The following is a 22,506-nucleotide window of genomic DNA, read 5'->3' as shown; positions in this document are numbered from 1 at the left end:
CGTGCTGAGCGTGATTCGAACCGACTTCAGATACCGACATATGTCCACCCATGCCAGGCGTGCATTCCTCGTGAGAACAGCCTTGTGCGGCCCGGCCGTTGCTCTGTTCACAGCAGCGGCGCGTGGCCTCTGGAGCCACTCTCCGTCGCGAGCGGGCGCCCGGGCATCTGTCGGACGACGAGCCTCTCCGAGCGGCAAAGGGGGCAAAAAATGATCAGCGTGGCGGCGCAAACCTCCGGCCATCCGTCATGCCGGGCGGGATAGATCGCGGAGCATCAGTCAATGCATCAGTCGACGGGGGCGGTCACAGCGGAGGGCAATCTGGCATGCTCGTCGGTCGGGAGCGGGAACAGCACGAACTTGCGCGCGTCGCCGCCGCGTTGCACGAAGGGCACAGCGGGTCCCTCGTCGTACGGGGGGTGGCCGGGGTCGGCAAGAGCGCGCTGCTGCGGCACCTGCGGCACACCCTGAAACCTGAGGTGACGGTGCTGACCGCGATCGGCGTCGAGAGCGAGACCGAGCTCTCCTTCGCCGCCCTGCATCAGCTCCTCCTGCCGCTGCTCCCCGAAGTGGACCGGCTTCCACCGCCCCAGAGCGCCGCCCTGCGTTCGGCCTTCGGCCTCCAGAGCGCCCCCGCCGACCGGTTCCTGGTCGCCCTCGCCGCGCTGACCCTCCTGTCCGAGGCCTCCCAGAGCGAACCGCTGCTCCTCCTGATCGACGACGCCCAATGGCTCGACACCCCCTCCGCGGACGCCCTGCTGTTCGCCGCCCGCCGTCTGGGCGCCGAAGCCGTCGGGATCGTCTTCGCCGTACGCGACGGCTCCCGCCCCTTCGCCGCGCCGGGCCTGTCCGAACTGCGCGTGGGCCCGCTGGACGTGTCCGCCGCCCGCACCCTGCTCACCCATCACCTGCCGCAAGCCGCCCCCGTCACCCGCGACCGGGTCCTGCGCGAGGCCGACGGCAACCCCCTCGCCCTGACGGAACTCCCGCGCGCCCTCAGCCGCCCCCAGCTCGACGGCGCCGCGCTCCTGCCCGAGGAACTCCCGCTCACCGAACGCCTGCAGCGCCTCTACCGGCACCGCGTCACCAACCTCCTCGCCCGGCCGGGCAACGCCCTCGTCCTCGCCGCGACCGAGAGCGACGGCGACCTGGCCGTCATCCTGCGCGCCGCCGACGACACCGACCGGGCCATGGACGAACTGGGCGCCGCGGAGAGCGCCGGACTGCTCGACCTCGACCAGCAGCGCCTGCGCTTCCGCCATCCCCTGGTCCGCTCCGCCTTCTACCAGGGCACCCCCCTCAGCCTCCGCCGTGCCGCCCACATCGCCCTGGCCGAGGCCCTCGACGCCGGCGACGACCGCCACGTCTGGCACCGGGCCGCCGCCGCGATGGGCCCCGACGCACAGGTCTGCCACCTCCTAGCCGACCTCGCCGACCGGGTGCGGGGCAGCGGCGGCGTCGCCACCGCCACCAAGGCGCTGCGCCGCGCCGCCGATCTGGCGCCCTCCGACGCCCTGCGCGCCCACCTGCTGATCGACGCCGCCGACTGCGCCTGGACCGCCGCCGAGACCGGCCAGGCCCACGCCATGCTCACCGAGGCCGAGCCGCTGGCCGACCACCCCGTCCTGCGAGCCCGCCTCCTGCAGGTGCGCGGTGCCATCGCGCACGCCTCGAGCGATCCGGCCAGGGCCTGCGCGACCCTTCTCGAAGGCGCCGCACTGGTCCGGGACGCCGACCCGCACCTCGCCCGCGAGTCCCTGGCGATGGCCGCGCGCTCCGCGTGGGTCGCCGGCGATTCGGGACGTCTGGCGCACATCGCGGGGGTCTTGGACGAGCTGGCTGCGGTGGACAACGGGGTGGTGGGTGGGGGTGGTGCTGTGGGGGATGGTGCCCGTGGGGGCGGTGCCGTGGCGGGCGGTGCTGGAGGGGGCGGTGCCGTGATGGATGGTGCTGGAGGGGGCGGTGCTGTGGCGGGCGGTGCCCGTGGGGGCAGTGCCGTGGTGGGCGGTGCTGGAGAGGACGGTGCCGTGATGGATGGTGCCGGAGGGAGTGGTGCCGTGGCGGGCGGTGCCGGAGGGGGCGGTGCCGTGGCGGACGGTGCCAGAACGTTCGGCACGGCGACAGACGGCGCCGGTGCGGCCGCCACCGCGCCGGATGCCATCGCGTCGTCCGATGCCACTGCGTCGTCCGGTACGACCGCGTCGTCCGATGCCCACGACGCCTTCGGCTGCCATCTGCGCTACCTCAGCGGCCTCGCCGCCGACTCCACCTCCGCTCCCGAGCAGGCAAGTTCGGACGGCGGCGCCGACGTACGCGGCGCCTCCATCCCCGGGACCTGGCTCGACCCCGAGGACCCCCAGCCCTGGGTATGGCCCCCGACGTTCCTGCCCCACCTGCTGGACTGCGCCCTGCCCTGGCGCGACGACCTGGAGCGGGCCGTGGGCACCCTGCGCCGCCACGGCGCGATCGGTGCCCTGCCCATGTCCCTGGCCCCGCTCGTCGCGCTCCAACTCGTGACCGGCCCCTGGCCCGATGCCACCGCCCACGGCAGCGAAGCGCTCACCCTCGCCCGGGAGACCGGGCAGCTCGGCGCCGCGAGCCATCTGCGCGCCATGCTCGCCTGGCTGGCCGCCGCCCAGGGCGACAGCGCTCGCTGTCTGCTCCTGGCCCGGGAATCCCTCGACGTCGCCGTGCCGCGCCGCATCACCAGCGCGGTCACGCTCGCCCACTGGGCGCTCGGCCTGAACGGTCTGGCCGAGCGCCGCCCCGAACACGCCGCGCAAGTCCTCGGTGAGGTCTGCACACCGGGCGGCTCGGCCGAGCACTTCATGCTGCGCCGCCTGGTCCTGCCCGACTATGTGGAAGCCGCCACCCGCGCGGGCCAGCACCAGCGCGCGGAGAAGGCGATGCACCGCCTGGGTGGTCCACAGGCGCACGACGGACCCCACCTGCTCGCGTCCCGGCTGCGCTGCCAGGCCCTGCTCGCCCGGGGCGACCGGGCCGAGGAGCTCTTCACCGCCGCCCTCGACAAGCCCGGCGCCTCACCGTTCGAGACGGCCCGCACGCGCCTCCTGTACGGCGAACGCCTGCGCCGCGACCGCCGCATCAAGCGCGCCCGCGAGCAACTGCGCCTGGCCGAGGTCGAGTTACGCCGGATCGGCGCCCGGCCCTGGGCCAAGCTGGCGCGCATGGAACTGGCCGCGGCGGGCGACCGCTCCGCCCAGGCCGCCGCCCCCGCCCGGACCGCCGACCACCACGCCCTCACCGCGCGCGAACAGCAGGTCGTACGCCTGGCGGCCCAAGGCCTGAGCAACGGCGAGATCGGCGCCCGTCTCTTCCTCAGCCCCCGCACCGTCGGCTACCACCTCTACAAGGCCTTCCCCAAGCTCGGCGTGGCCTCCCGGGCCCAACTCGTGGGGATGGCCTTCGACGAGGGCAGGTGAACGACGAACCACGAACAACGGCTGCGCACGTGGTGCGGCACGCTGAGGGGAGACGTGCCGGTACGGCGACGCGCCGGGCGAGTCACCGGTCCGCGTCGGTGCGGGCGAAGCGCGTGACCGCCGCCACGACGGCCTCCCGGTGCGCGGCGATGCGCTCGGGGTCCTCGGGGTCCTGGCCGTCGGCCCGCAGCAGGCCGATGGGCGTCAGGTACCACGCCTGGGCCACCGCGTAGATGAAGACCAGCAGGTCGACGGCGGTGAGCGGGGCGCTCTCGGCGGCCGAGACCGTCGTGGCCTTGGCGAAGTAGCTCTCCATCGGTTCGGCGGCGGCGTGCGGTCGTTCGAGCTGGGCCCAGAGGCTGATCCGCAGGGCGGCGGGCTCGCGACGGTGGTAGTCGAACAGGTCGCCCGCCCAGCCGGCCAGGTCGGTCGGCCGAGGGGGCACCGCGGCCGCCATCGACGTGATGGCCTTGGTGAGGGCGGCGTCGAAGAGCTGGTCGTTGTTCCCGAAGTAGGCGTAGATCATCCGCACGTTGGTCCCGGCCGCCTTCGCCATCCGCTCGATGCGCCCGCCCGCGTGCCCGTACTCAGCGAACTCGGAGAGCGCGGCCTGAAGGATCCGGGCCTTCGTCGTCCGGGCATGGGTTCTCCAGGTGCGCTCTTGCGTTTGACAGGGATCTGGCCGGCTCCTACCGCAGCAATAAGTAAATAGTTACTTACTTACGTGCCGGGCCCGAGGCCCAGCACGTGCGCCATCCGCATCGAGGGGGAGCCGAGCCATGTCCGAACCGAGAACCGCGCTGGTCACGGGAGCAAGCCGCGGGTTGGGACGGGCGACCGCCCGTGCGCTCGCCCGCCACGGCGTACGGGTCGCGCTGACCTATCGGGGCGGGGCCGACGGCGCCGTCGAGACCGTTCGGACGATCGAGGAGGAGGGGGGCGAGGCGATCGCTCTGCGCCTGGACATCGGCGACATCGCCGGCTTCGAGCAATTCGCCGAAGAGATGACCGGCGCGCTGCGCACGAGGTGGCGGGCCGACCGCCTCGACGTCCTCGTCAACAATGCGGGAGTCGGCTTGTTCGACACGCTGGAAGACGTGACTCCGCGGCGCTTCGACGAGATCGTCGGCACCAACTTCCGGGGCACCTACTTCCTGATCCAGGCGCTGGTTCCGCATCTCGCGGACGGCGGCCGGATCGTCAACGTGTCGACCTCGCTGACGCGTCACGTCAGCCCCGGCACGTCCGTCTACGCGGCCTCCAAGGCAGCCGTCGAAGCGTTCTCCCTCAGTCTGGCCGAGGAGCTGGGCCCACGCGGCATCCGCGTCAACTCTGTCGCGCCCGGTCCGAGCGCCACCGACTTCAACGGCGGGGCCATGCGGGACGACCCGGCTCTGCGCGACGCCCTCGCCCAGCAGACGGCCTTGGGCCGGGTCGGCAGCCCGGACGAGATCGGCGATGCCATCGCGGCCCTCGTCTCGCCGGACATGCGCTGGGTCACCGCCGAACGCCTCGAAGTGTCGGGCGGCGCCCTCCTGTGACCGGCTGACCCCGGGCCGCCCCGGCCGGTCACAGGCCACCCGGCCATGGTCACGGAAGGGAGGGCCAGCCTCGCGCATCACCGCGAGGCGTCGCGGAGATCAGTGCTGGGCGGTGGGCCGGACGACGATTTCGTTCACGTCCACGGTCGCGGGCTGCTCGATGGCGAACGCGATGGCTCGGGCGATCGCTTCGGGCGGGATCGCGATCCGGTCCCGCATCTTCGTGATCTCCGCTCGCACCCGTGAATTCGTGGACGCCTCGGCGAAGTCGGTGCCGATCATGCCGGGGGAGACGGTGATGAAGTGGCCCGTGCCCTGCGCCCGGAAGGCCGGCAGCGCGGCGCCGATGCCGTGCAGCACGTCCTTGATGTTGACGTCGACCATCTGGTCCCACTCGTCGACTCGTAGATCGTCGAGAGGGGAGATGGTTCCGGCATCGGCGTTGCTGACCAGCACGTCGATGCGGCCGAAGCGCTCGCGGGCCAGAGTGACCAGGGCGTGGAGGTCGTCCCGTCGCGTCACGTCGGTGCGGGCGTGCGTGGCCGTGCCGCCCGCCTTGTCGATCCGCTCCACCAGATCCAGGAGGCGTTCGGATCGGCGCGCGCCCAGGACGAGCCGCGCGCCTCGCTCGGCAAGCAGCAGCGCGGCAGCCTCGCCGATGCCGCTGCTGGCTCCCGTGACCACCACGACTCTGCCGTCCATTCCCTCGATGCCGCCGTGAGCTGGGCGCTTTTCTGCGCAGCCGCAGAGAGCGGCTGACACCGGACGGCGTCGGGGGGTGGTGGATTTCGCCCACACCGCGTTCCACCTCGCCGAACAGCTGGACCGCACCCTCGTGATCTACTCCGACGACCGGGACCGGGCCGCTTGACCACGTAGGTCACGCATGGCTGCGGGTCGGCCTGTTCAGAGCCTGTAGAGCCGCCGTGCGGTGTCGTGGAAGAGCTTTGCCTGGCTGACCGGCGAGTACTTGCCTGCAACGCGCCGGAAGTACCCGTAGATGTCGTCGAACGACAGGTGGATGCTGCCGACGGGGAAGTCGCTGGCGAACATCGCACGGTCGGCCCCGAAGGCGTTGACGATCGTGTCGATGACGAAGGCGAACGACTCATCCGTGGGCCGCGGGTCGTAGGTGCCCAGGGCGGAGATCTTGATCGCGACATTGTCCGCCGCGGCGAGCTCGGCGATGTTCTTCTGCCACGCGGCCAGGTCGGCGGCACCGCGTTCCATGGGGCTGGCGGCGTGATTGACCACCATGGTGACCTCCGGGAAGGCGCGGGCCAGGTCGACGACCTGTTCGGCCTGCCACGGGAACATCAAGAACTCCAGGAGGAGGCCGAGTTCGCGTGTTGTCTCGACGCCCTGTCGCCAGTCGGGATTGCGGGTGAGGAACTGGTCGGTGACCCAGGACCGCTGGGGGTCCGGATGCCAGCCGATCGTCTGGCGGACTCCGACGACGCGGTCGAAGGCGGCCTGCACCCGCAGCGTCGACTCCGTGGACGGGGTGCCGAAGGGACAGGCGGCCACGTAGCGTTGGGCGACACCGCGGTCCTTGGGCAGGGTCTGGAGCCATCGCGTCTCGTTGACCGGGTCATCTGCGGCGTCCCAGAGTGCTTCGACGTGGACGCTCGCCACGATGCTCTGACCGGCGGTGTCGGCCAGGTAGGAGTCGACCAGATAGTCGTGCTGGAGCTTGTCGATCCCGGGGAAGACGCTGAAGTTCGCCGGGGACAGCCACGGGTGGACGTCGGCAGCGAAGTCCCACAGGTGCATGTGCGGGTCGATGACGGGCCCGTCGTAGCCGGTGTGCGGCATGGCTTCCTCCGAAGCGTGGTGGGAAACGGTTGCTGATGGCCCTCAGGATGTGCCGACCGGAGGTATGAGGACTGCACCGAAACACCCTGCGGCGGCGTTCTGGACGGCGAACTCAGAGCGGGCGGCACGGGCCCGCCCGGGGGCAAGGTCACCAAGCCGAAGGCCGACCTGGAGGAGCAAGCAGATTCCCTGACGTCTCCGGGACGCCCCCGAACGAAGGCGCCTGACCGGTGAATCCGGGTCAGGCGCCTTCATTCGTACCTCTGGAAGAATTCGTGCCCCTAGAAGAAGCCGAGCTTCTTCGGCGAGTACGACACCAGGAGGTTCTTCGTCTGCTGGTAGTGCTCCAGCATCATCTTGTGCGTCTCACGGCCGATCCCGGACTGCTTGTAGCCGCCGAACGCCGCGTGTGCCGGGTACGCGTGGTAGCAGTTCGTCCACACGCGGCCCGCCTGGATCGAACGTCCCGCGCGGTACGCGGTGTTGATGTCCCGCGTCCACACCCCGGCGCCAAGGCCGTACAGCGTGTCGTTGGCGATTTTGATGGCGTCGTCGAAGTCGTTGAACGACGCGACCGACACGACGGGGCCGAAGATCTCCTCCTGGAAGATCCGCATCCGGTTGTCGCCTTCGAAGATGGTGGGCTGCACGTACCAGCCACCCGCCAACTCGCCGTCGTACTCGATGCGCTGCCCGCCCGTCAGGACCTTTGCGCCTTCCTGCTGGCCGATGTCCAGATACGAAAGGATCTTCTCCAGCTGATCGTTGGAGGCCTGCGCGCCGATCATCGTGTTCGTGTCGAGCGGGTGCCCCGGCTTGATCGCCTCGGTCCGGGCGATCGCCGCCTCCAGGAACTCGCTGTAGTGACCGCGCTGGATCAGCGCGCGTGACGGACACGTACACACCTCGCCCTGGTTGAGCGCGAACATGGTGAAGCCCTCGAGCGCCTTGTCGCGGAAGTCGTCGTCGGCGGCCCACACGTCGTCGAAGAAGATGTTCGGGCTCTTGCCGCCGAGTTCCAGCGTCACCGGCTTGATGTTCTCCGAGGCGTACTGCATGATCAGCCGCCCCGTCGTCGTCTCCCCGGTGAAGGCGACCTTCGCGACGCGCGGGCTCGACGCGAGCGGCTTGCCCGCCTCCACGCCGAAGCCGTTGACGATGTTGACCACGCCGGGCGGCAACAGGTCGCTGACCAGGCTCAGCCAGACATGGATCGACGCCGGTGTCTGCTCGGCGGGCTTCAGGACGACCGTGTTCCCGGCGGCGAGCGCGGGCGCCAGCTTCCACGTCGCCATCAGGATCGGGAAGTTCCACGGAATGATCTGCGCCACCACGCCCAGCGGCTCGTGGAAGTGGTACGCGACGGTGTCGTCGTCGACCTCGCTGAGCGAACCCTCCTGCGCGCGGATCACCCCCGCGAAGTAGCGGAAGTGGTCGATGGCCAGGGGAATGTCGGCGGCCAGCGTCTCCCGCACCGGCTTGCCGTTCTCCCAGCTCTCCGCCACCGCGAGGGATTCGAGCCCGGCCTCCATGCGGTCGGCGATCTGCCTCAGGATGGCCGCGCGCTCACCCACGGACGTACGCCCCCACGCGGGCGCTGCCGCGTGCGCCGCGTCCAGGGCGCGCTCCACGTCCTCGGCCGTGCCCCGGGCGATCTCGGTGAACGGCTGCCCGTTCACCGGGCTCGGGTTCTCGAAGTACTGCCCCCGCGCCGGCGCCACGTACTCCCCGCCGATGAAGTGGTCGTACCGAGCCTCATAGGCGACGACTGCGCCTTCGGTACCGGGCGCTGCGTAACGGGCCATCTTGACTGCCTCCCCGGACACGCCGCCCGCCATTGGGCAGCTCTCCGCCGGAGGTTAGGGACGTGGAGGTTGCAAGTACGTTGCGCGCCACAGTCGCGCTGCGCGGGCTTGGCGGTCTCGGAGGGTCCGTAAGGCCCGGGTCGATGTCTTGGCGTGTGGCCCGGGCGCCGGGTGCCCGGGCGCTGGTGCTACCGAGGGCGACGCCGACTTCCGTCCGCAGCGTCAGCCGTCAGCTCGCTGTCGAGGGCCCGTAACCTCGCCACCACGGGCGCCGTCGGCCGCACCGCCGCCAGGGCCCGCCACACTTCCGCGTCGTCCTCGCCCCACGGCGCGTGCACCCAGTCCGACAGGAGGTCCGGGTCGCCCCGCGCGATGAGCGCCGCCCGCACCTGATCGGCCAACCGCCGCCGCAACCTCGCCACGGCGGGCGCCTGCGACCCCGGAAGGAGCGGCCCCGCATACCCGGACACTCCCGCCGTCACCGCCCCGCACCCCAAGCGCCGCTCCACCACCTCCACATCCGACGTGACCCGCACCGCCAGGCGGTACGGCCGCGACCGCAGCATCTCGGGCCCGAGCACCTGCCGCAGCCGCGCCAACTCCGCCCGCAAGGTCACCGGCGTCACCGACTCGTCCTCGTACAACGCGCACAGCAGTTCATCACCCGTCAGCCCCTCCGGGTGCCGGGCGAGCAGCACCACGATCTCGCTGTGCCGCCGGCTCAGCCGCAGCTTGCGACCGTTCGCGACGAGCAGCGCCTCATCGCGCCCGAGTGCCGTCAGCTCCAACGTGCCGTCCGCCTCCACCGGCGGCGACAGGAGCGCCAGTTGGGACTCCGCCGCCCGCGCCACCGCCTGTACGAAGGCCAGGCTGTGCGGGTGCGCCAAGCCGTCCCCGCCGGTGATGTCGACGGCCCCGAGGAGTCGGCCGGAGCGAGGGTCGTGCACGGGGGCGGCCGCACACGTCCAGGGCTGCACCCTGCGCACGAAGTGCTCAGTCGCGAACACCTGCACCGGCCGGTCCACGGCGACCGCCGTTCCTGGCGCGTTCGTGCCCATCGCCGACTCCGCCCACCGCGCGCCCGGGACGAAGTTCATCCGCCCCGCCCGCATCCGGGTGGCGGGGTGTCCCTCGACCCACAGCAGCCTGCCGTGCACGTCGCACACCGCCAGCAGATGCTCCCCGTCCTTGGCGAAGCCGCCCATCAGCTCACGGAACACCGGCATCACCCGCGACAGCGGATGCTCGGCCCGATACGCCCCGAGGTCCCCGGCCGTCAGCTCGACCGATGCCCCGGTGTCCTCCGGGCTGACCCGCGCCCGCACCGAGCGCCGCCAGGACTCGGCCACCACGGAACGCACGGGGCGGGTGACGGTGCCCCCTGCCGTGAACCGCTCATGCGCGCTCCGTATCGTCCGGACCCGCTCGGCGGGATCGGTGCCGAACTCCAGAGCAACCCATGGATCGGTCAACTCGGTCCTCCCGGGGCGGCGATGCGGTGCTGCCATCGTCACCCCGGGAACTCGAGCCGACAAGCGTCCGCGCATTCACGTCGGCTGATCCTCGACCGTCCGCGGTCGGCCCTCGACTGGCTCTCGACCGGTCCTCGGCTGTCCCTGGGGCGGTCCCGAGCTGTCGTCGGTTGCTTCGGCGGTCGGGGGCCGCCGATGCTGCGGTCAGGCGAAGTTCACCATGCGTATGTAGCGCGACCAGTCCCAGTACCGGCCGGGGTCGGTGTGGTCCGTCCCCGGCACCTCGACGTGGCCGATGATGTGCTCACGGTCCTTCGGGATGCCGTACTTCTTGCAGATCGCCGCGGTCAGGGCTGCGGACTTCTGGTACATCGCGTTGGTGAAGTACTCGGGTTTGTCCACCCACCCTTCGTGCTCGATGCCGATGCTGCGTGTGTTGTAGCTCCAATTGCCCGCGTGCCAACCGACGTTGCGCTCACGCACGCACTGAGCGATGTGCCCGTCCACCGAGCGGACGACGTAGTGCGCGGAGACCTTCTTCGCCGGGTTCTTGAAGATGGCGAGCGTGTCGGCGTACGTCTCCTGCGTGACGTGGATGATCACGTACTCGACCGGATAGGTGGTGGGACGGTTGGAGGCGGTGTAGTTGGAGGTGCTGGCCGGTACTGATTCGGCCGAGGGATAGTCGACCGCCCGCGCTTGAGCGCTGGCCGGACGTGCCGTCAGGAGTGCGGAGGGGAGGGCGGCCAGTGCGGCGCCCTGGAGGATCCGGCGCCTGCCGGGCCGGAGTATCGACGCGGGTGTTTCGGCTTGTGGTGTGTCCTTCGGTCGGTGTTCTGCTCGGTCCATGGCTGTTCTGCCTCTCGGTGGGGGGGAGCAGCTGGACGGCACGGTTCCTCAGTGGGGGTGGCGCGGGGCTGTATTGGTGAGGGGGTGGTGCGGGCCGTAGTGGGGGGTGAGGAGGGAGGGTGCAGGAAGGCGGGGCAGGTTCCCGATGCCCGCACAGTGTGAGTGGTGAATTCGCGGGCGTCCAGGGAGTGGTAGGCGAAATTCTCGCAGCCGCCTCGGCTGCCTGTTGAGAGATTAGCGTATGTCCTGAGTCGTTCCTCCGAGTCCTTTCCTTAGTCGCTCACGTGCGCTGCCTGCGCTCGCTTGCGCGAGCGGGATGCCTGAAGTCATTTGCGTCCTGGCGGGTTTTCCTGCGTAGGTGCGATCCCCCTTCCGTCTCGTCGTCGGCGCGGTGGTGGCCTCACGCGAAATACGTTACGGGCCAGGTCGGTTGAGGTGGAAGGGCCTGCGGCGCATCTGTGTACGGCGCGGCGCATGTGGATAACTCGACCACTCGTGTGGGGGACGGGGTGGATTGATTGAGGGCAGGGAGAGCGGAATCCTGGATTCACCCGCCGTGTTCACAGTCGGCTGGACGCCCATCGATCAAGCCGGGCTGAAGTCACTTACGCAGCCCTGCCATTGGGCTAAACCGGTGGCATTCCCGCGAATGCGAAGGGGAATTTCCGGACGGGTGAGGGCAGGGTCGTTCCGCGTTCGATGGAGATTCCTGGGGAATTGACGCAGGTCTGTGGGCCCGATGGCCTGTGCGCCCGACGGGGCCCGACGGCGCAACCACGCCACCAGCTGAGGAGTGATCTCGATCGAGGGTGCCGCGAGGCAGGCCACGACGGGCCCAAGCCTCACAGCAGCCGGCCGAGCCGCCCTAAGCGACACCCACCGGATCATCAAGTACCGCCCGCACCACCGCATGAGCCGCCCCCAGCAGCGGACCGTCCGACCCGAGGCCGGACACGACGATCTCGCAGCCGGGACCCGTGGTGCGGCGCCCCAACTCGCCCTCCAAGGAAGGAAGAAGCCACGGCGCGAGCCGAGACAGCGCGCCGCCGAGCACCACCGCCCGCGGATCGAGGAGATTCACCGCACCGGTGAGCGCGACCCCCAGCGCGGCCCCAGCACCCTGCAGAGCCACCCTGACCTTCGCGTCACCCGCGTGGGCCCGCTCGGCGAGCACCCCCACCCGGTCGGCCCCGGGTGCCAGACCCGCCGCCCGCAGCACCGCCTCCTCGCCCGCGTACTGCTCCAGGCAGCCACGGCCACCGCACGCGCACTCCGGCCCTTCCGGCCAGACGGGTACGTGCCCCAACTCGCCCGCGAAGCCCCGGCTTCCCCGCAGCAGCCGCCCGTCGACGACCAGCGCCGCACCGATACCGATCTCGGCCGACACGTGCAGGAAGTCCGCGGGTGCCGTCCCGCCGAGCCACAGCTCCGCCAGGGCGCCGAAATTGGCCTCGTTGTCCACGGTCAGAGGCAGTTCCGACGGCAACAGGGCGCCGAGGGCGACGTCGTGCCAGTCGAGGTTCGGGGCGCGCACGACGGTATGCGTGTCGCGCGCGACCAGGCCGGGGACGGCGACCGCGAGGCCTGCCGGACGCAGCCCTTCCCGCTCGGCCGCACCGGCCACCTCCCGCACCAGGGAGGCGAGGTCGGCAAGCACGGGCCCAGGGGCGCGGCCTCGGTTGCCGACCTGCCGCACGGCACGCGCGCGTACCTCGCCGCGCAGGTCGACCGCACACACTGCCAGGTGATCGACGCCTACCTCCGCCCCGATACCGGCCGGTCCTCGAGCGCTGACCGCTAGCGCGGAACCGGGGCGGCCCACCCGGCCCGGACGTTCAGGGCCCAGCTCTTCCAGGAGCCCCGCACGGATCAACTCGTCCACCAACGTGGACACGGCGGCCCGGGTCAAGCCGATCCGGGAGGCCACAGAGGCGCGCGACAGCGTGCCCTGAGCGGCGACCGCGTGCATCACCCGGGAGAGATTGCGGCGGCGCATGCCCTGCTGCGTGTCGGCGAGGCGCTCGCGGGTGCCACGGGTGGGCCGTTCTTGCGGTGTGGTGAGTGTGCGCTCCCGCGCCGCGCCCGCCTCCGCCCGACCTCGGCCGTCCCCCGCACGCTCCGTACCGTCACGCCCCATGAGCCCCATCCAGCAAGGGTGCCGCATCGGAGAGGAAGGACGAGATCCTGGAGAGCGTCGACTCGTCCCGTTCGACTGCCTCCAGGACCGGCCCCCGAGCAGTTCCCCAGCGCCGCGCTACCGCGGCCGGGTCTTCCCCGGAGAGAAGCCCGGCGGCCTGTGCGGCGGCACCCAGGGCGACGAGTTCGCGGGCTTCGGGGATGTGAACGGGCCTTCCGGAGAGGCGTCGTACGGTCTCCTGCCAGGCCCTGCCGCGCGCGCCGCCGCCGATGACCAACAGAGGCTCGGAACGGTCGGCATCCGCGTCCAGGACGGCATCCAGTGCGCCCAGAAGGGCGTGGACCGCGCCGTCGTACGCCCCCTGGAGCACCTGCCCCGGCGTCGTGTCGTGGCGCAGGCCGTGTAGCGTCCCGGAGGCGTGCGGCAGGTCAGGCGTGCGCTCGCCGTCGAGGTAGGGGAGTACGGTCACGGTTCCGCCCGGCTGTACGGCTTCCCGGTCGAGGCTGAGGAGTGCGGCCACCCGGTCGATGGCCAGGGTGCAGTTGAGCGTGCAGGCGAGCGGCAGCCACGCACCGCGCGCGTCGGCGAAACCGGCGACTGTTCCGGTCGGATCGGTGGGGCGGTGTTCGGAGACGGCGTACACCGTTCCGGACGTGCCGAGGCTCAGGACCGGCGTGCCGGGGCGCAGCCCGAGGCCGAGCGCGGCGGCCGCGTTGTCGCCGGTCCCGGCGGCCACCAGCGTCCCCTTGGAGAAGGGCAGTTCATCGCTGCCGCGCACCGTCCCGGCGACCTCTCCGGAGTGCACGACGCGCGGCAGGAGCGCCGGGTCGAGGTCCACCAGGCGCAGGATCTCCTCGTCGTACGACTCGGTCGCCGACGCCCACCATCCCGTACCGGAGACGTCACCACGGTCCGTCGTCCCGGAGCCCGTCAGGCGCTGAGTGAGGTAGTCGTGGGGGAGACGCACCGCGGCCGTGGCGCGGACCGAAGCGGGCTCGTGCTCGGCGAGCCAGGCCCACTTGGTGACCGTGAACGAGGGCCCCGGCACGCTTCCGACGCGGTCCGCCCACGCCTTGGCTCCGCCGAGGCGCTCCACCAGCCGTCGGGCCTGCGGCGCGGACCGCACGTCGTTCCACAGCAGCGCGGGCCGCACGGACCTGCCCCGGGCGTCGAGCGTGACCAGCCCGTGCTGCTGGCCGGCGACCGACACCGCGGCGGCCTCACGCGCGGCGGCGCCGCACTGGCGCAGGGCCTCGCAGAGGGCGTCCCACCACTGCTCGGGGTCGCTCTCCCGAAGAGCCCCGGAGCTGACCGTGTGGGGGGCCTGGCCGCTCGCCACGACCTGCCCGGTGCCCGCGTCGACGACGAGGGCCTTCGTGGACTGCGTGGAGCTGTCCACACCGACGACGAGGGGGCCTGATGGCGCTGATGACATCGGCGACTCCGTTCTGGCGGCTCTCCCGGGCGTGCGCACGGGAACGTGCTTCCTTCGACCTTCCCAGCGGTGCGTGAGGATACTAATTTGTAAATCGCCATGACGAAATGGTCGAGGAGCCCGCGAGGAGTCGCACATGAACTATCAGCCCACCCCTGAGGACAAGTTCAGCTTCGGCCTGTGGACCGTCGGCTGGCAGGGCCGGGACCCGTTCGGGGATGCCACCAGGGCTCCACTGGACCCGGCCGACTCAGTACGGCATCTGGCCGAACTGGGTGCCTACGGAGTCACCTTCCACGACGACGACCTCATTCCGTTCGGGTCGACGGACGCCGAGCGCGCCGGGCACATCAAGCGCTTCCGGGAGGCCCTGGACGCGACCGGTCTGGTCGTGCCGATGGCGACCACCAACCTGTTCACGCACCCGGTGTTCAAGGACGGCGCGTTCACCGCCAACGACCGCGACGTACGCCGCTACGCGCTGCGCAAGACGATCCGCAACATCGATCTGGCGGCCGAGCTCGGCGCCCGTACCTACGTCGCCTGGGGCGGCCGGGAAGGCGCGGAATCCGGCGCCGCCAAGGACGTGCGCGATGCCCTGGACCGTATGAAGGAGGCCTTCGACCTGCTCGGCGCCTATGTGACCGAGCAGGGGTACGACCTGCGCTTCGCCATCGAGCCCAAGCCGAACGAGCCGCGCGGCGACATCCTGCTGCCCACGGTCGGCCACGCCCTCGCCTTCATCGAGCGCCTGGAGCGGCCCGAGCTGTACGGCGTGAACCCCGAAGTGGGTCATGAGCAGATGGCGGGCCTGAACTTCCCGCACGGCATCGCCCAGGCCCTGTGGGCGGGCAAGCTCTTCCACATCGACCTGAACGGCCAGAACGGCATCAAGTACGACCAGGACCTGCGGTTCGGAGCGGGTGATCTGCGCAGCGCCTTCTGGCTGGTCGACCTCCTGGAGAGGGGTGGTTACGAGGGGCCGCGCCACTTCGACTTCAAGCCGCCGCGTACGGAGGACGCCGCCGGAGTGTGGTCTTCCGCCGCCGGGTGCATGCGCAACTACCTGATCCTGCGCGACCGCGCGGCGGCCTTCCGGGCGGACCCTGAGGTGACCGAGGCGCTGCGGCAGGCACGCCTGCCCGAACTGGCGCGCCCCACCGCCGAGGACGGGCTCGCGGGCCTGCTCGCCGACCGCGGGGCGTATGAGGCCTTCGACGTGGAGGCGGCCGCCGCGCGCGGCATGGCCTTCGAGCGGCTCGACCAGCTGGCCATGGACCACCTGCTCGGCGCCCGGGGCTGAGGCCGGTTCGGCCGCGGTGGCGCCACTCGGTGTGCACCCGGTCCTGTGCCGGAATCGTTCGGTCCGTGGGGTGGGCGTGTAGCAACCTCCGCGCGGGGGTCGCTTCTTGACCGGTTCGGGCCGACTCTTGGTGGTATGAGCATGCCGCCGGTACCGCCGCAGCCTCCCCCTCCGCCGGGTGACGCACCCCCTCCGGGGAGTGGCGACTTCGGGCCACCTCCCGGAGGGTACGGCCCTCCGCCGGGCGGGTACGGCCCACCTCCCGGAGACGACGGACTGCCGTCACAGCCACCGCGGGGCAGGCCGCCCGGGCGGCGCAACGGGCTGGTCATCCTGCTCGCTGTGATCGTGGCCGTGGCAGCCGTCGCCGTCGTGGTGCTCCTGGCCGCCGGAGGCGACGACTCCCCGGACAAGAAGAGCCCTTCGGAGGAGACCAAGAGCCGCGAGCCCAGGCCCACGCCGTCGCTGAGCATCCCCTCGGAGATCCCCTCCGAGCTGCCGAGCGACCTGCCCAGCGACATCCGGACCCGACTGCCCAGCGACCTCCCCACGCTGCCCTCGGGGCTGCCGAGCGACCTCGAATCGTTGGTCCCGACGCGCTGAGCAGCCCCTGAGCCCTGTGCGGGTCACAGCCCCCTGGGGAGCCGCACGTACGTCACGCTGGTCTCGATACCGCTGCCCACCAGCCGGCCGTCCTTGTCGAACGCCTCCGGCCCGTCGGTCATCCCGAAGTCGTTGTCGTTGATCAACGCCAGCGTGCGGTTGTCCACCCGGGCCACGCCCTCGATCTTCCCGGGCACGCCGTCGACGGTGCCCAGGTCGACCACCAGGCGCTTGCGCAGGACCGGTACGCCGGAAGCGGCCGGGTCCTCCAACTGCTCCAGGGACGGGCGGGTCGCCACGTCGTCCCAGCGGCCGCCGAGGATGTCCGCGCGCCGGTCCAGGCGTACGACCTGCAGGCGGGCCGCCTTGTCGGTGCGCTCCTCGACGAGCAGCCGGTCACGGCCCACGGCGACCACGGAGGAGATCTTGAGCTCGGAGGTGTCGTCCTCGCCCGGGTCCACGACACCGACCGGGTCGAACCGGTACGCGTACTCGGCGGTGACCGCCTGCTTCCGCGGCGAGAACCGCAGCAGCCGGGCCGTCCGCGAGCCGTCGCCCGCCTCCCCGTCCGGAAGCGACAACGGGCTCTGCACCGCAAGCACCAGCTCACCGTTGGGCAGCAGGGCGAGCCCTTCGAAGCCGCGGTTGACCTTCCGGTGCAGCAGCACCGCGGGCAGCGACTCCGACACCGGGTAGCCCGTGCCGCGCAGCTTCAGCCCCTTGGGGACGTACCGCTTGATGACCTTCCCGCGCGCGGAGACATGGACCAGCGACGGACCGTACTCGTCGACCAGCCAGAAGGAACCGTCCTTGGCCCGGACGATGCCCTCGGTGTCCAGGCCGTTCGGGTCGTAGGAGAGCGGCTTGCGGGCGTTGTACGTGTACGGGGCCTCGTCGCGGCCCTCCTGGTTGGGCAGACCGGTGACGGGCTTCCCGGAGCGGGTAGTGATCGGCAGCGCGTCGATCACCTTCACGGAGCGCCCGGACACCCGGACCTTCACGATCGCCGGGTTGAAACCGGGCACGGGGAACGTGCGGCGCTTCTTGCCGTCGACCTTGATCTGCCCGTTGGGGCCACGGTCGGTGACTGTCCAGAACTCGCCCTTGCGGCCGGCCGGGTAGATGTCGCTTCCGATGCCCCCGAGGTCCACACCCCGGTCGTTCCGCACGGTGCCGGGGAGCAGCCGGTTGCTGAAGGGACCCAGAGGGATGTCGCCGAGCGTCGCGGTGGCGGTGACACGAGCTCCGTGGCCCTTGCTTCGGCCGTCGTCCGTCGAGCCGGTCGGCGCGCCCACCGCGGTCCCGGTGACCACCACAGCGGTGAGCAGGGCGAGCGGCACGCCGAAGACGACGGAACGGTGGACACGACGCTGGTCGGCGGCGCGCGAGGGCATCAGGCCTCCTGGGGCACGATTTCGGTGACGGCGCCACCCTTCGCCGCTGTCACGAACACCAGGGGGCCCGTGGGTGAACGGCGCATGGCGACGCGCCGACGGCGCCTCCCGCGAGGGGCAGGAGGCGCCGTCATCACCGGGGCGATCAGCAGTGGCGGGGGCGGAACGCCCTCTCATCTCCCCTTCGGCTTGGCCCGCACGACTGAACCGGCGTGATCCACGGTCCTGGATGTCATGACCGCACTCAATCGCTGACCAGGGTGAGTGCGTGCGCCGGTGTTCCCGGCGCACGTGTCACCACCGCCGTCACGCCGGTGGCCGCTGACTGTGTTTCAGCCACAGCGGCCGGGCCGGTCACTCACCCGCGGTGACGGCGGCCAGCGCGGTCGCCGGGTCCTGCGCCGCCGGACCCGCGGGCACCCACCGGCCGCGCTCCTTGCGGTAGGGCCACCAGCGTCCGTCGCGCCCGTGGCGCAGTTGGGCGTCGGCACCCGTCACCGTCCAGCGGTTGCGGGCCGCGCGCAGCGTGGGACGCTCGCCCTCGTCCCAGGCCGCGTCCAGGGCGGCACGCGCGCGTGCCAACGAGTCCGCCTCCAGGGTCCATTCGTCCTCAAGGACGGCCAGCGCCGTACGCCCGCCGTACTCCCAGGCCCGTACCGCTCGGGCCAGACCGTCCCGGTCGCGGCCCGAGGCCGCGGCGAGACGTTCCACGATCGCGGACTCCGGTGAGGCGGCGGCGAGCCGGACGGCATCCTCGTCGAGCGTGAGACCCGGCTCGGCGGGCTGTTCCTCGTGGCCGGGGGCGAGGGCTTCGGCGAGCAGCCGGTGCGCCTCGGCCGCCGCACGAGCCGCCAGGAACTCCAGCGCGGACACGTCCACGCCGGGCTCCGGCTCCACCTCCGTGTCCAGCGAAGGCGGCAGGCCGGGTTCTGCGGGCAGCACAGGCGGTTCGGGCAGCGGAGGCAGCACGGCGCCGTCCGCGTACGCCTCAGCGGCGTCCACGCCCTCCTCGGCGGCCTCCGGTGCTTCCCCCTGCGCGGACTCCGGCGCCGACTGCTGCGCGACGCTGCGCACTTGCAGCTCGTCGAGGAGTTCGCGTTCGCCCCGGCCCCGCATGAGAAGCAGCACGAACGGGTCCTGGTCGAGCAGGCGGGCCACCTGGTAGCACAGCGCGGCCGTGTGCCCGCAGTGGTCCCACGCATCACAGTCGCACTCCGGCTCCAGGTCGCCGATGCCGGGCAGCAGTTCCACGCCGGCGGCCGCGGCGTCCTCGACCAGGTGCGGCGGCATCTCACGGTCGAGGAGCGCGGCGATGTGCCCGGCTCGCTCGACGGCCATGCCGAGGAAGCGGTCCCACTCGTCGTCGCTGAGCTCCTGGAGCAGTACGTCGGAGCGGTGCGGCGTCCGGTCCTTGTCCTGCACGACCGCGGTGATGCGCCCCGGGCGTACGGAGACCGCGCCCACGGAGCCGGCTCGGGCCAGCCGACGCCCCGACTTGAGCTGCTGCAGGTCCAGCGCCGTGTCCTCCAACGCCTTCAGCCACGCCTGGCCCCACCAGGTCTGGGCGAAGCCCCGCCCGTGTGCCGGAGGCAGCGCCGCGAAGGTCCGCTCGTTGTCCTGCCCGGTCGATTCGCTGTGTCCGGTCAATGCGTCGCCCCCGCCGTCGATCCTGCTGTCCTCGTGGCCTTCGTCGTACGTCTCGTCGTACGCGTCACTCATCGCGTCGTCCCCCCTCGCAGCGCGACCAGGTCTGCCAGCTCGGCGTCGGTCAGTTCGGTGAGCGCCGCCTCTCCGGAGCCGAGGACGGCGTCGGCGAGTTCGCGCTTGCGCAGCAGCATCTCGGCGATGCGGTCCTCGATGGTGCCCTCCGCGATCAGCCGGTGCACCTGCACGGGCTGCGTCTGACCGATGCGGTACGCGCGGTCGGTCGCCTGGGCCTCGACGGCGGGGTTCCACCACCGGTCGTAATGCACGACGTGCTCGGCCCGGGTGAGGTTCAGGCCCGTGCCCGCCGCCTTCAAGGAGAGCAGGAAGACCGGCACCTCACCGTCCTGGAAGCGCTGGACCATCGCCTCGCGCTCGGCCACCGGGGTGCCGCCGTGCAGGAACTGCGAGGAGATGCCGCGGGACGACAGATGCTGCTCGATGAGGCGCGCCATCTGCACGTACTGCGTGAACACGAGCACGCTCGCGTCCTCGGAGAGGATCGTGTCGAGCAGCTCGTCCAGGAGCTCCAGCTTTCCGGAGCGTCCGGTGATGCGCGGCTTGTTCTCCTTGAGGTACTGCGCGGGGTGGTTGCAGATCTGCTTGAGCCCGGTCAGGAGCTTGACGATGAGGCCTCGGCGGGCGAAGCCGTCGGCTCCGGAGATCTCCGCCAGCGTCTCCCGGACCACCGCTTCGTAGAGGCCCGCCTGTTCGGCGCTCAAGGAGACGGCACGGTCGGTCTCCGTCTTCGGGGGAAGCTCGGGGGCGATGCCCGGATCCGACTTGCGACGCCGCAGCAGGAAGGGGCGCACCAGCTGGGAGAGCCGTTCGGCCGCGGCCGGATCGGAACCGCTCTCGACAGCCTGCGCGTAGCGGGTGCGGAACGTGCCGAGCTTGCCGAGCAGCCCCGGAGTCGTCCAGTCGAGGATCGCCCACAGCTCGGAGAGGTTGTTCTCCACAGGAGTGCCGGTGAGCGCCACGCGCGCGCGGGCGCCGATGGTGCGCAGTTGCTTGGCCGTCGCCGAGTACGGGTTCTTGACGTGCTGTGCCTCGTCGGCGACGACCATGCCCCAGCCGACCGAGTCGAGCCGGTTCGCGTCGAGCCGCATCGTTCCGTACGTGGTCAGTACGAACTCGCCGTCCGTCAGGTCGTCGAGTCCGCGCTGTGCTCCATGGAAGCGGCGGACGGCCGTGCCAGGTGCGAACTTCTCGATCTCCCGCTGCCAGTTGCCCATGAGGGAGGTGGGGCAGACGACCAGGGTGGGGCCCGCCGTCGCCTCCTCCGTCTGACGGTGCAGATGGAGCGAGATCAGGGTGATGGTCTTGCCGAGGCCCATGTCGTCGGCGAGGCACCCGCCGAGCCCCAGGGACGTCATCCGGGCCAGCCAGTTGAGTCCCCGCAACTGGTAGTCGCGCAGGTCCGCGGCGAGCGCCGCGGGTTGTCCGACGGGCTCCATGCCCTCCGGGTCAGCCAGGCGCTCACGCAGCGTCGCGAGCCAGCCCGTGGGTTCGACGTCGACCCGGCGGCCGTCCACCTCGGTGGTGCCGGTCAGGGCGGCGCTCAGGGCGTCGATCGGGGTGACCTTGTGGTCCTGCTGCGCGCGGGCGCGCTGTGCCTCGTGGGGGTCGATGAGCACCCACTGGTCCCGCAGCCGCACCACCGGGCGGTTGGCCTCCGCGAGCTGGTCGAGCTCCGCGCGGCTCAGTTCCTGGTCGCCCAGGGCGAAACGCCAGTTGAAGGCGAGGAGCGCATCGGCCGAGAGGTACGAAGGGGCGTCCGACCCGAGCTTGTCGGGACCCTTTCCGCCCTCGCCCGTGCCTTCCTCGGGGCCGATGTACGCGCGGGCGGTGAGGCTGCGCGCCAGCTCCCTGGGCCAGTGCACGTCCACCCCGGCGGCTGCGAGCATGCGCGCTCCCGAGCCCAGGAGTTCGGTGACGTCCTCGTCCGCGAGTTCGACCGCGTCCGGCACCGGTGCCGAGAGCAGCGGTCCGAGCGACGCCCACGCGCGCGTGGCGCGGCGCAGGGCCAACAAGGCATCCATCCGGGCGCGCGGCCCGAACGCGGCCGCTGCGGCGCCGGAACCGGCCCACACCTCGGCGGCGTCCGCGACGAGTGAGGGATCGCTGACGCTGTGGATCTGAAGGACGGCCCGGAACGGCAACCGGGTTTCGGCAGAGGTATCGGCCAACAGGCCGGGTACCTCGACGCGCAGCGAGATCCGTACGCCCGCGTCGTGGCCCGCCGCGACGTCCATGGCCCAGGCGCGCTGCGCGGGCAGGCGCTGGGGTTCCGGCGAGGCGAACGCGGGCTGGCCGGCCGCCGCGGTGGCGGCGGGGGAGCGCGGCAGCGTATCGGCCACGGCGTCCAGGAACTGGCGCAGCAGACGCTCCGGCGCGGGCAGGCGCGGCGGGGTGCCGGCGTCGAGAGGAACGGCGTGGGCGGCGGGTGGCATCGACGCCGCGAGGTCACGCAGTCGCCCCAGGTCGTCCTCGTTGAACGGGCCCGCGCGCCAGGCGTCGTGATCGCTGTCGGTGAGGCCCGGCAACAGCAGGCCGCGGGCGGCCAGTTGCAGGGCGAGGACGGCCGCCGCGCCCCAGAAGGCGGCGGTGGGGTGCGCGCCGGAGGTGGCCCGTGCGCGGGTGAGGACGGGCAGCGCGGTGCCGACCGGCAGCAGCGCGGCGGGTACGACGTCGAGTTGGATGCCGTCGGCGCCGGGGACGGCGACCGTCAGCTCGCCGACGTCGCCAGTCGACGGGGCGTGCGGCGTGCGGCCGTCGGTGTGCCAGAACGCGACCTGACCGGTGCGTCCAGGGTCACCGGGAACGAACACAACGGAGCAGCGGGACAGCTCTGCGATCTCGGAGGGAGTGACAGCGGAGTGCTTGTGCACAGCTATGGCGCATTCCTCAAACTTGACTAATGTGACGGGAGCGGCCGAGAGTACCTCGCAATTCGCATCTTGCGGCGCTCCATGTGCTGTGATGTGCGCCACTTCTCTCGAAGG

General features: G+C 71.5%; 15 protein-coding genes. 4 read left to right on the top strand and 11 right to left on the bottom strand.

The window, feature by feature from the left end; genetic code table 11:
• Window positions 1-326: 326 nt before the first annotated feature.
• Window positions 327-3,443, top strand: coding sequence for an AAA family ATPase (locus tag ACFVHO_RS27780; protein WP_385720118.1), 3,117 nt, complete (start codon window positions 327-329; stop codon window positions 3,441-3,443).
• 82 nt (window positions 3,444-3,525) lie between these two features.
• On the opposite strand, the gene ACFVHO_RS27775 is transcribed toward ACFVHO_RS27780, so the two are convergent.
• The gene (locus ACFVHO_RS27775; protein WP_385720185.1) at window positions 3,526-4,062 is read right to left on the bottom strand and encodes a TetR family transcriptional regulator; all 537 of its coding nucleotides are present in this window, start codon (window positions 4,060-4,062) and stop codon (window positions 3,526-3,528) included.
• A gap of 160 nt (window positions 4,063-4,222) precedes the next feature.
• Here ACFVHO_RS27775 and ACFVHO_RS27770 point away from each other — a divergent pair, with 160 nt between their 5' ends.
• Window positions 4,223-4,984 carry an SDR family NAD(P)-dependent oxidoreductase gene (locus tag ACFVHO_RS27770; RefSeq protein ID WP_385720115.1) on the top strand — a complete coding sequence of 254 codons (762 nt, stop codon included), beginning with the start codon at window positions 4,223-4,225 and terminating at the stop codon, window positions 4,982-4,984.
• Between the two features lie 99 nt (window positions 4,985-5,083).
• On the opposite strand, the gene ACFVHO_RS27765 is transcribed toward ACFVHO_RS27770, so the two are convergent.
• The 7 genes from ACFVHO_RS27765 to xylB form a co-directional block, all read right to left on the bottom strand.
• Window positions 5,084-5,695: an SDR family oxidoreductase gene (locus ACFVHO_RS27765; protein WP_385720182.1), complete on the bottom strand. Its 612-nt coding sequence runs from the start codon at window positions 5,693-5,695 to the stop codon at window positions 5,084-5,086.
• A gap of 195 nt (window positions 5,696-5,890) precedes the next feature.
• Entirely contained in the window at window positions 5,891-6,799 is a 909-nt protein-coding gene (locus ACFVHO_RS27760) for an amidohydrolase family protein (protein WP_385720112.1), read from the bottom strand.
• A 281-nt stretch (window positions 6,800-7,080) separates the two neighbouring features.
• Window positions 7,081-8,604, bottom strand: coding sequence for an aldehyde dehydrogenase (gene adh, locus ACFVHO_RS27755; protein WP_385720109.1), 1,524 nt, complete (start codon window positions 8,602-8,604; stop codon window positions 7,081-7,083).
• Between the two features lie 188 nt (window positions 8,605-8,792).
• A complete protein-coding gene (locus ACFVHO_RS27750; protein ID WP_385720107.1) occupies window positions 8,793-10,076 on the bottom strand; it encodes a GAF domain-containing protein in 1,284 nt (427 codons plus the stop codon).
• Window positions 10,077-10,280: 204 nt separating this feature from the next.
• Window positions 10,281-10,925, bottom strand: a complete 645-nt coding sequence (locus tag ACFVHO_RS27745) for an N-acetylmuramoyl-L-alanine amidase (protein ID WP_385720104.1) — start codon at window positions 10,923-10,925, stop codon at window positions 10,281-10,283.
• An 865-nt stretch (window positions 10,926-11,790) separates the two neighbouring features.
• Window positions 11,791-12,921, bottom strand: coding sequence for an ROK family protein (locus tag ACFVHO_RS27740; protein WP_385720179.1), 1,131 nt, complete (start codon window positions 12,919-12,921; stop codon window positions 11,791-11,793).
• Window positions 12,922-13,051: 130 nt separating this feature from the next.
• On the bottom strand, window positions 13,052-14,497 hold the full coding sequence (xylB, locus tag ACFVHO_RS27735; RefSeq protein WP_385720102.1) for a xylulokinase: 1,446 nt from the start codon (window positions 14,495-14,497) through the stop codon (window positions 13,052-13,054).
• A 136-nt stretch (window positions 14,498-14,633) separates the two neighbouring features.
• On the opposite strand from xylB, the gene xylA reads away from it, so the two are divergent.
• Complete coding sequence (xylA, locus tag ACFVHO_RS27730; protein ID WP_385720099.1) at window positions 14,634-15,800, top strand: xylose isomerase; 1,167 nt, start codon at window positions 14,634-14,636, stop codon at window positions 15,798-15,800.
• A 342-nt stretch (window positions 15,801-16,142) separates the two neighbouring features.
• Window positions 16,143-16,403 carry a hypothetical protein gene (locus ACFVHO_RS27725; protein WP_385720096.1) on the top strand — a complete coding sequence of 87 codons (261 nt, stop codon included), beginning with the start codon at window positions 16,143-16,145 and terminating at the stop codon, window positions 16,401-16,403.
• 23 nt (window positions 16,404-16,426) lie between these two features.
• Here ACFVHO_RS27725 and ACFVHO_RS27720 read toward each other — a convergent pair whose 3' ends face one another.
• From ACFVHO_RS27720 to ACFVHO_RS27710, 3 genes are all read right to left on the bottom strand, one after another.
• The gene (locus tag ACFVHO_RS27720) at window positions 16,427-17,797 is read right to left on the bottom strand and encodes an esterase-like activity of phytase family protein (RefSeq protein WP_385720093.1); all 1,371 of its coding nucleotides are present in this window, start codon (window positions 17,795-17,797) and stop codon (window positions 16,427-16,429) included.
• A 354-nt stretch (window positions 17,798-18,151) separates the two neighbouring features.
• Window positions 18,152-19,516: an SWF or SNF family helicase gene (locus tag ACFVHO_RS27715; RefSeq protein WP_385720090.1), complete on the bottom strand. Its 1,365-nt coding sequence runs from the start codon at window positions 19,514-19,516 to the stop codon at window positions 18,152-18,154.
• Entirely contained in the window at window positions 19,513-22,392 is a 2,880-nt protein-coding gene (locus ACFVHO_RS27710; RefSeq protein WP_385720087.1) for a DEAD/DEAH box helicase, read from the bottom strand. Before ACFVHO_RS27710 ends, ACFVHO_RS27715 begins: the two co-directional genes overlap by 4 nt.
• Between the last annotated feature and the right edge of the window lie 114 nt (window positions 22,393-22,506).

The organism is Streptomyces sp. NPDC127108 (genome assembly GCF_042677545.1).
GTDB lineage: Bacteria > Actinomycetota > Actinomycetes > Streptomycetales > Streptomycetaceae > Streptomyces.
Note: the sequence above shows the minus strand (reverse complement) of the source record. Positions and strands in the feature narration are given on the sequence as shown.

Coding starts and splice junctions, on each gene's coding strand:
- ACFVHO_RS27780 (WP_385720118.1), top strand. CDS start 327: ATGCTCGTCGGTCGGGAGCGGGAACAGCACGAACTTGCGCGCGTCGCC.
- ACFVHO_RS27770 (WP_385720115.1), top strand. CDS start 4,223: ATGTCCGAACCGAGAACCGCGCTGGTCACGGGAGCAAGCCGCGGGTTG.
- ACFVHO_RS27760 (WP_385720112.1), bottom strand. CDS start 6,799: ATGCCGCACACCGGCTACGACGGGCCCGTCATCGACCCGCACATGCAC.
- adh (WP_385720109.1), bottom strand. CDS start 8,604: ATGGCCCGTTACGCAGCGCCCGGTACCGAAGGCGCAGTCGTCGCCTAT.
- ACFVHO_RS27745 (WP_385720104.1), bottom strand. CDS start 10,925: ATGGACCGAGCAGAACACCGACCGAAGGACACACCACAAGCCGAAACA.
- ACFVHO_RS27740 (WP_385720179.1), bottom strand. CDS start 12,921: ATGCGCCGCCGCAATCTCTCCCGGGTGATGCACGCGGTCGCCGCTCAG.
- xylB (WP_385720102.1), bottom strand. CDS start 14,497: ATGTCATCAGCGCCATCAGGCCCCCTCGTCGTCGGTGTGGACAGCTCC.
- xylA (WP_385720099.1), top strand. CDS start 14,634: ATGAACTATCAGCCCACCCCTGAGGACAAGTTCAGCTTCGGCCTGTGG.
- ACFVHO_RS27720 (WP_385720093.1), bottom strand. CDS start 17,797: ATGCCCTCGCGCGCCGCCGACCAGCGTCGTGTCCACCGTTCCGTCGTC.
- ACFVHO_RS27715 (WP_385720090.1), bottom strand. CDS start 19,516: ATGAGTGACGCGTACGACGAGACGTACGACGAAGGCCACGAGGACAGC.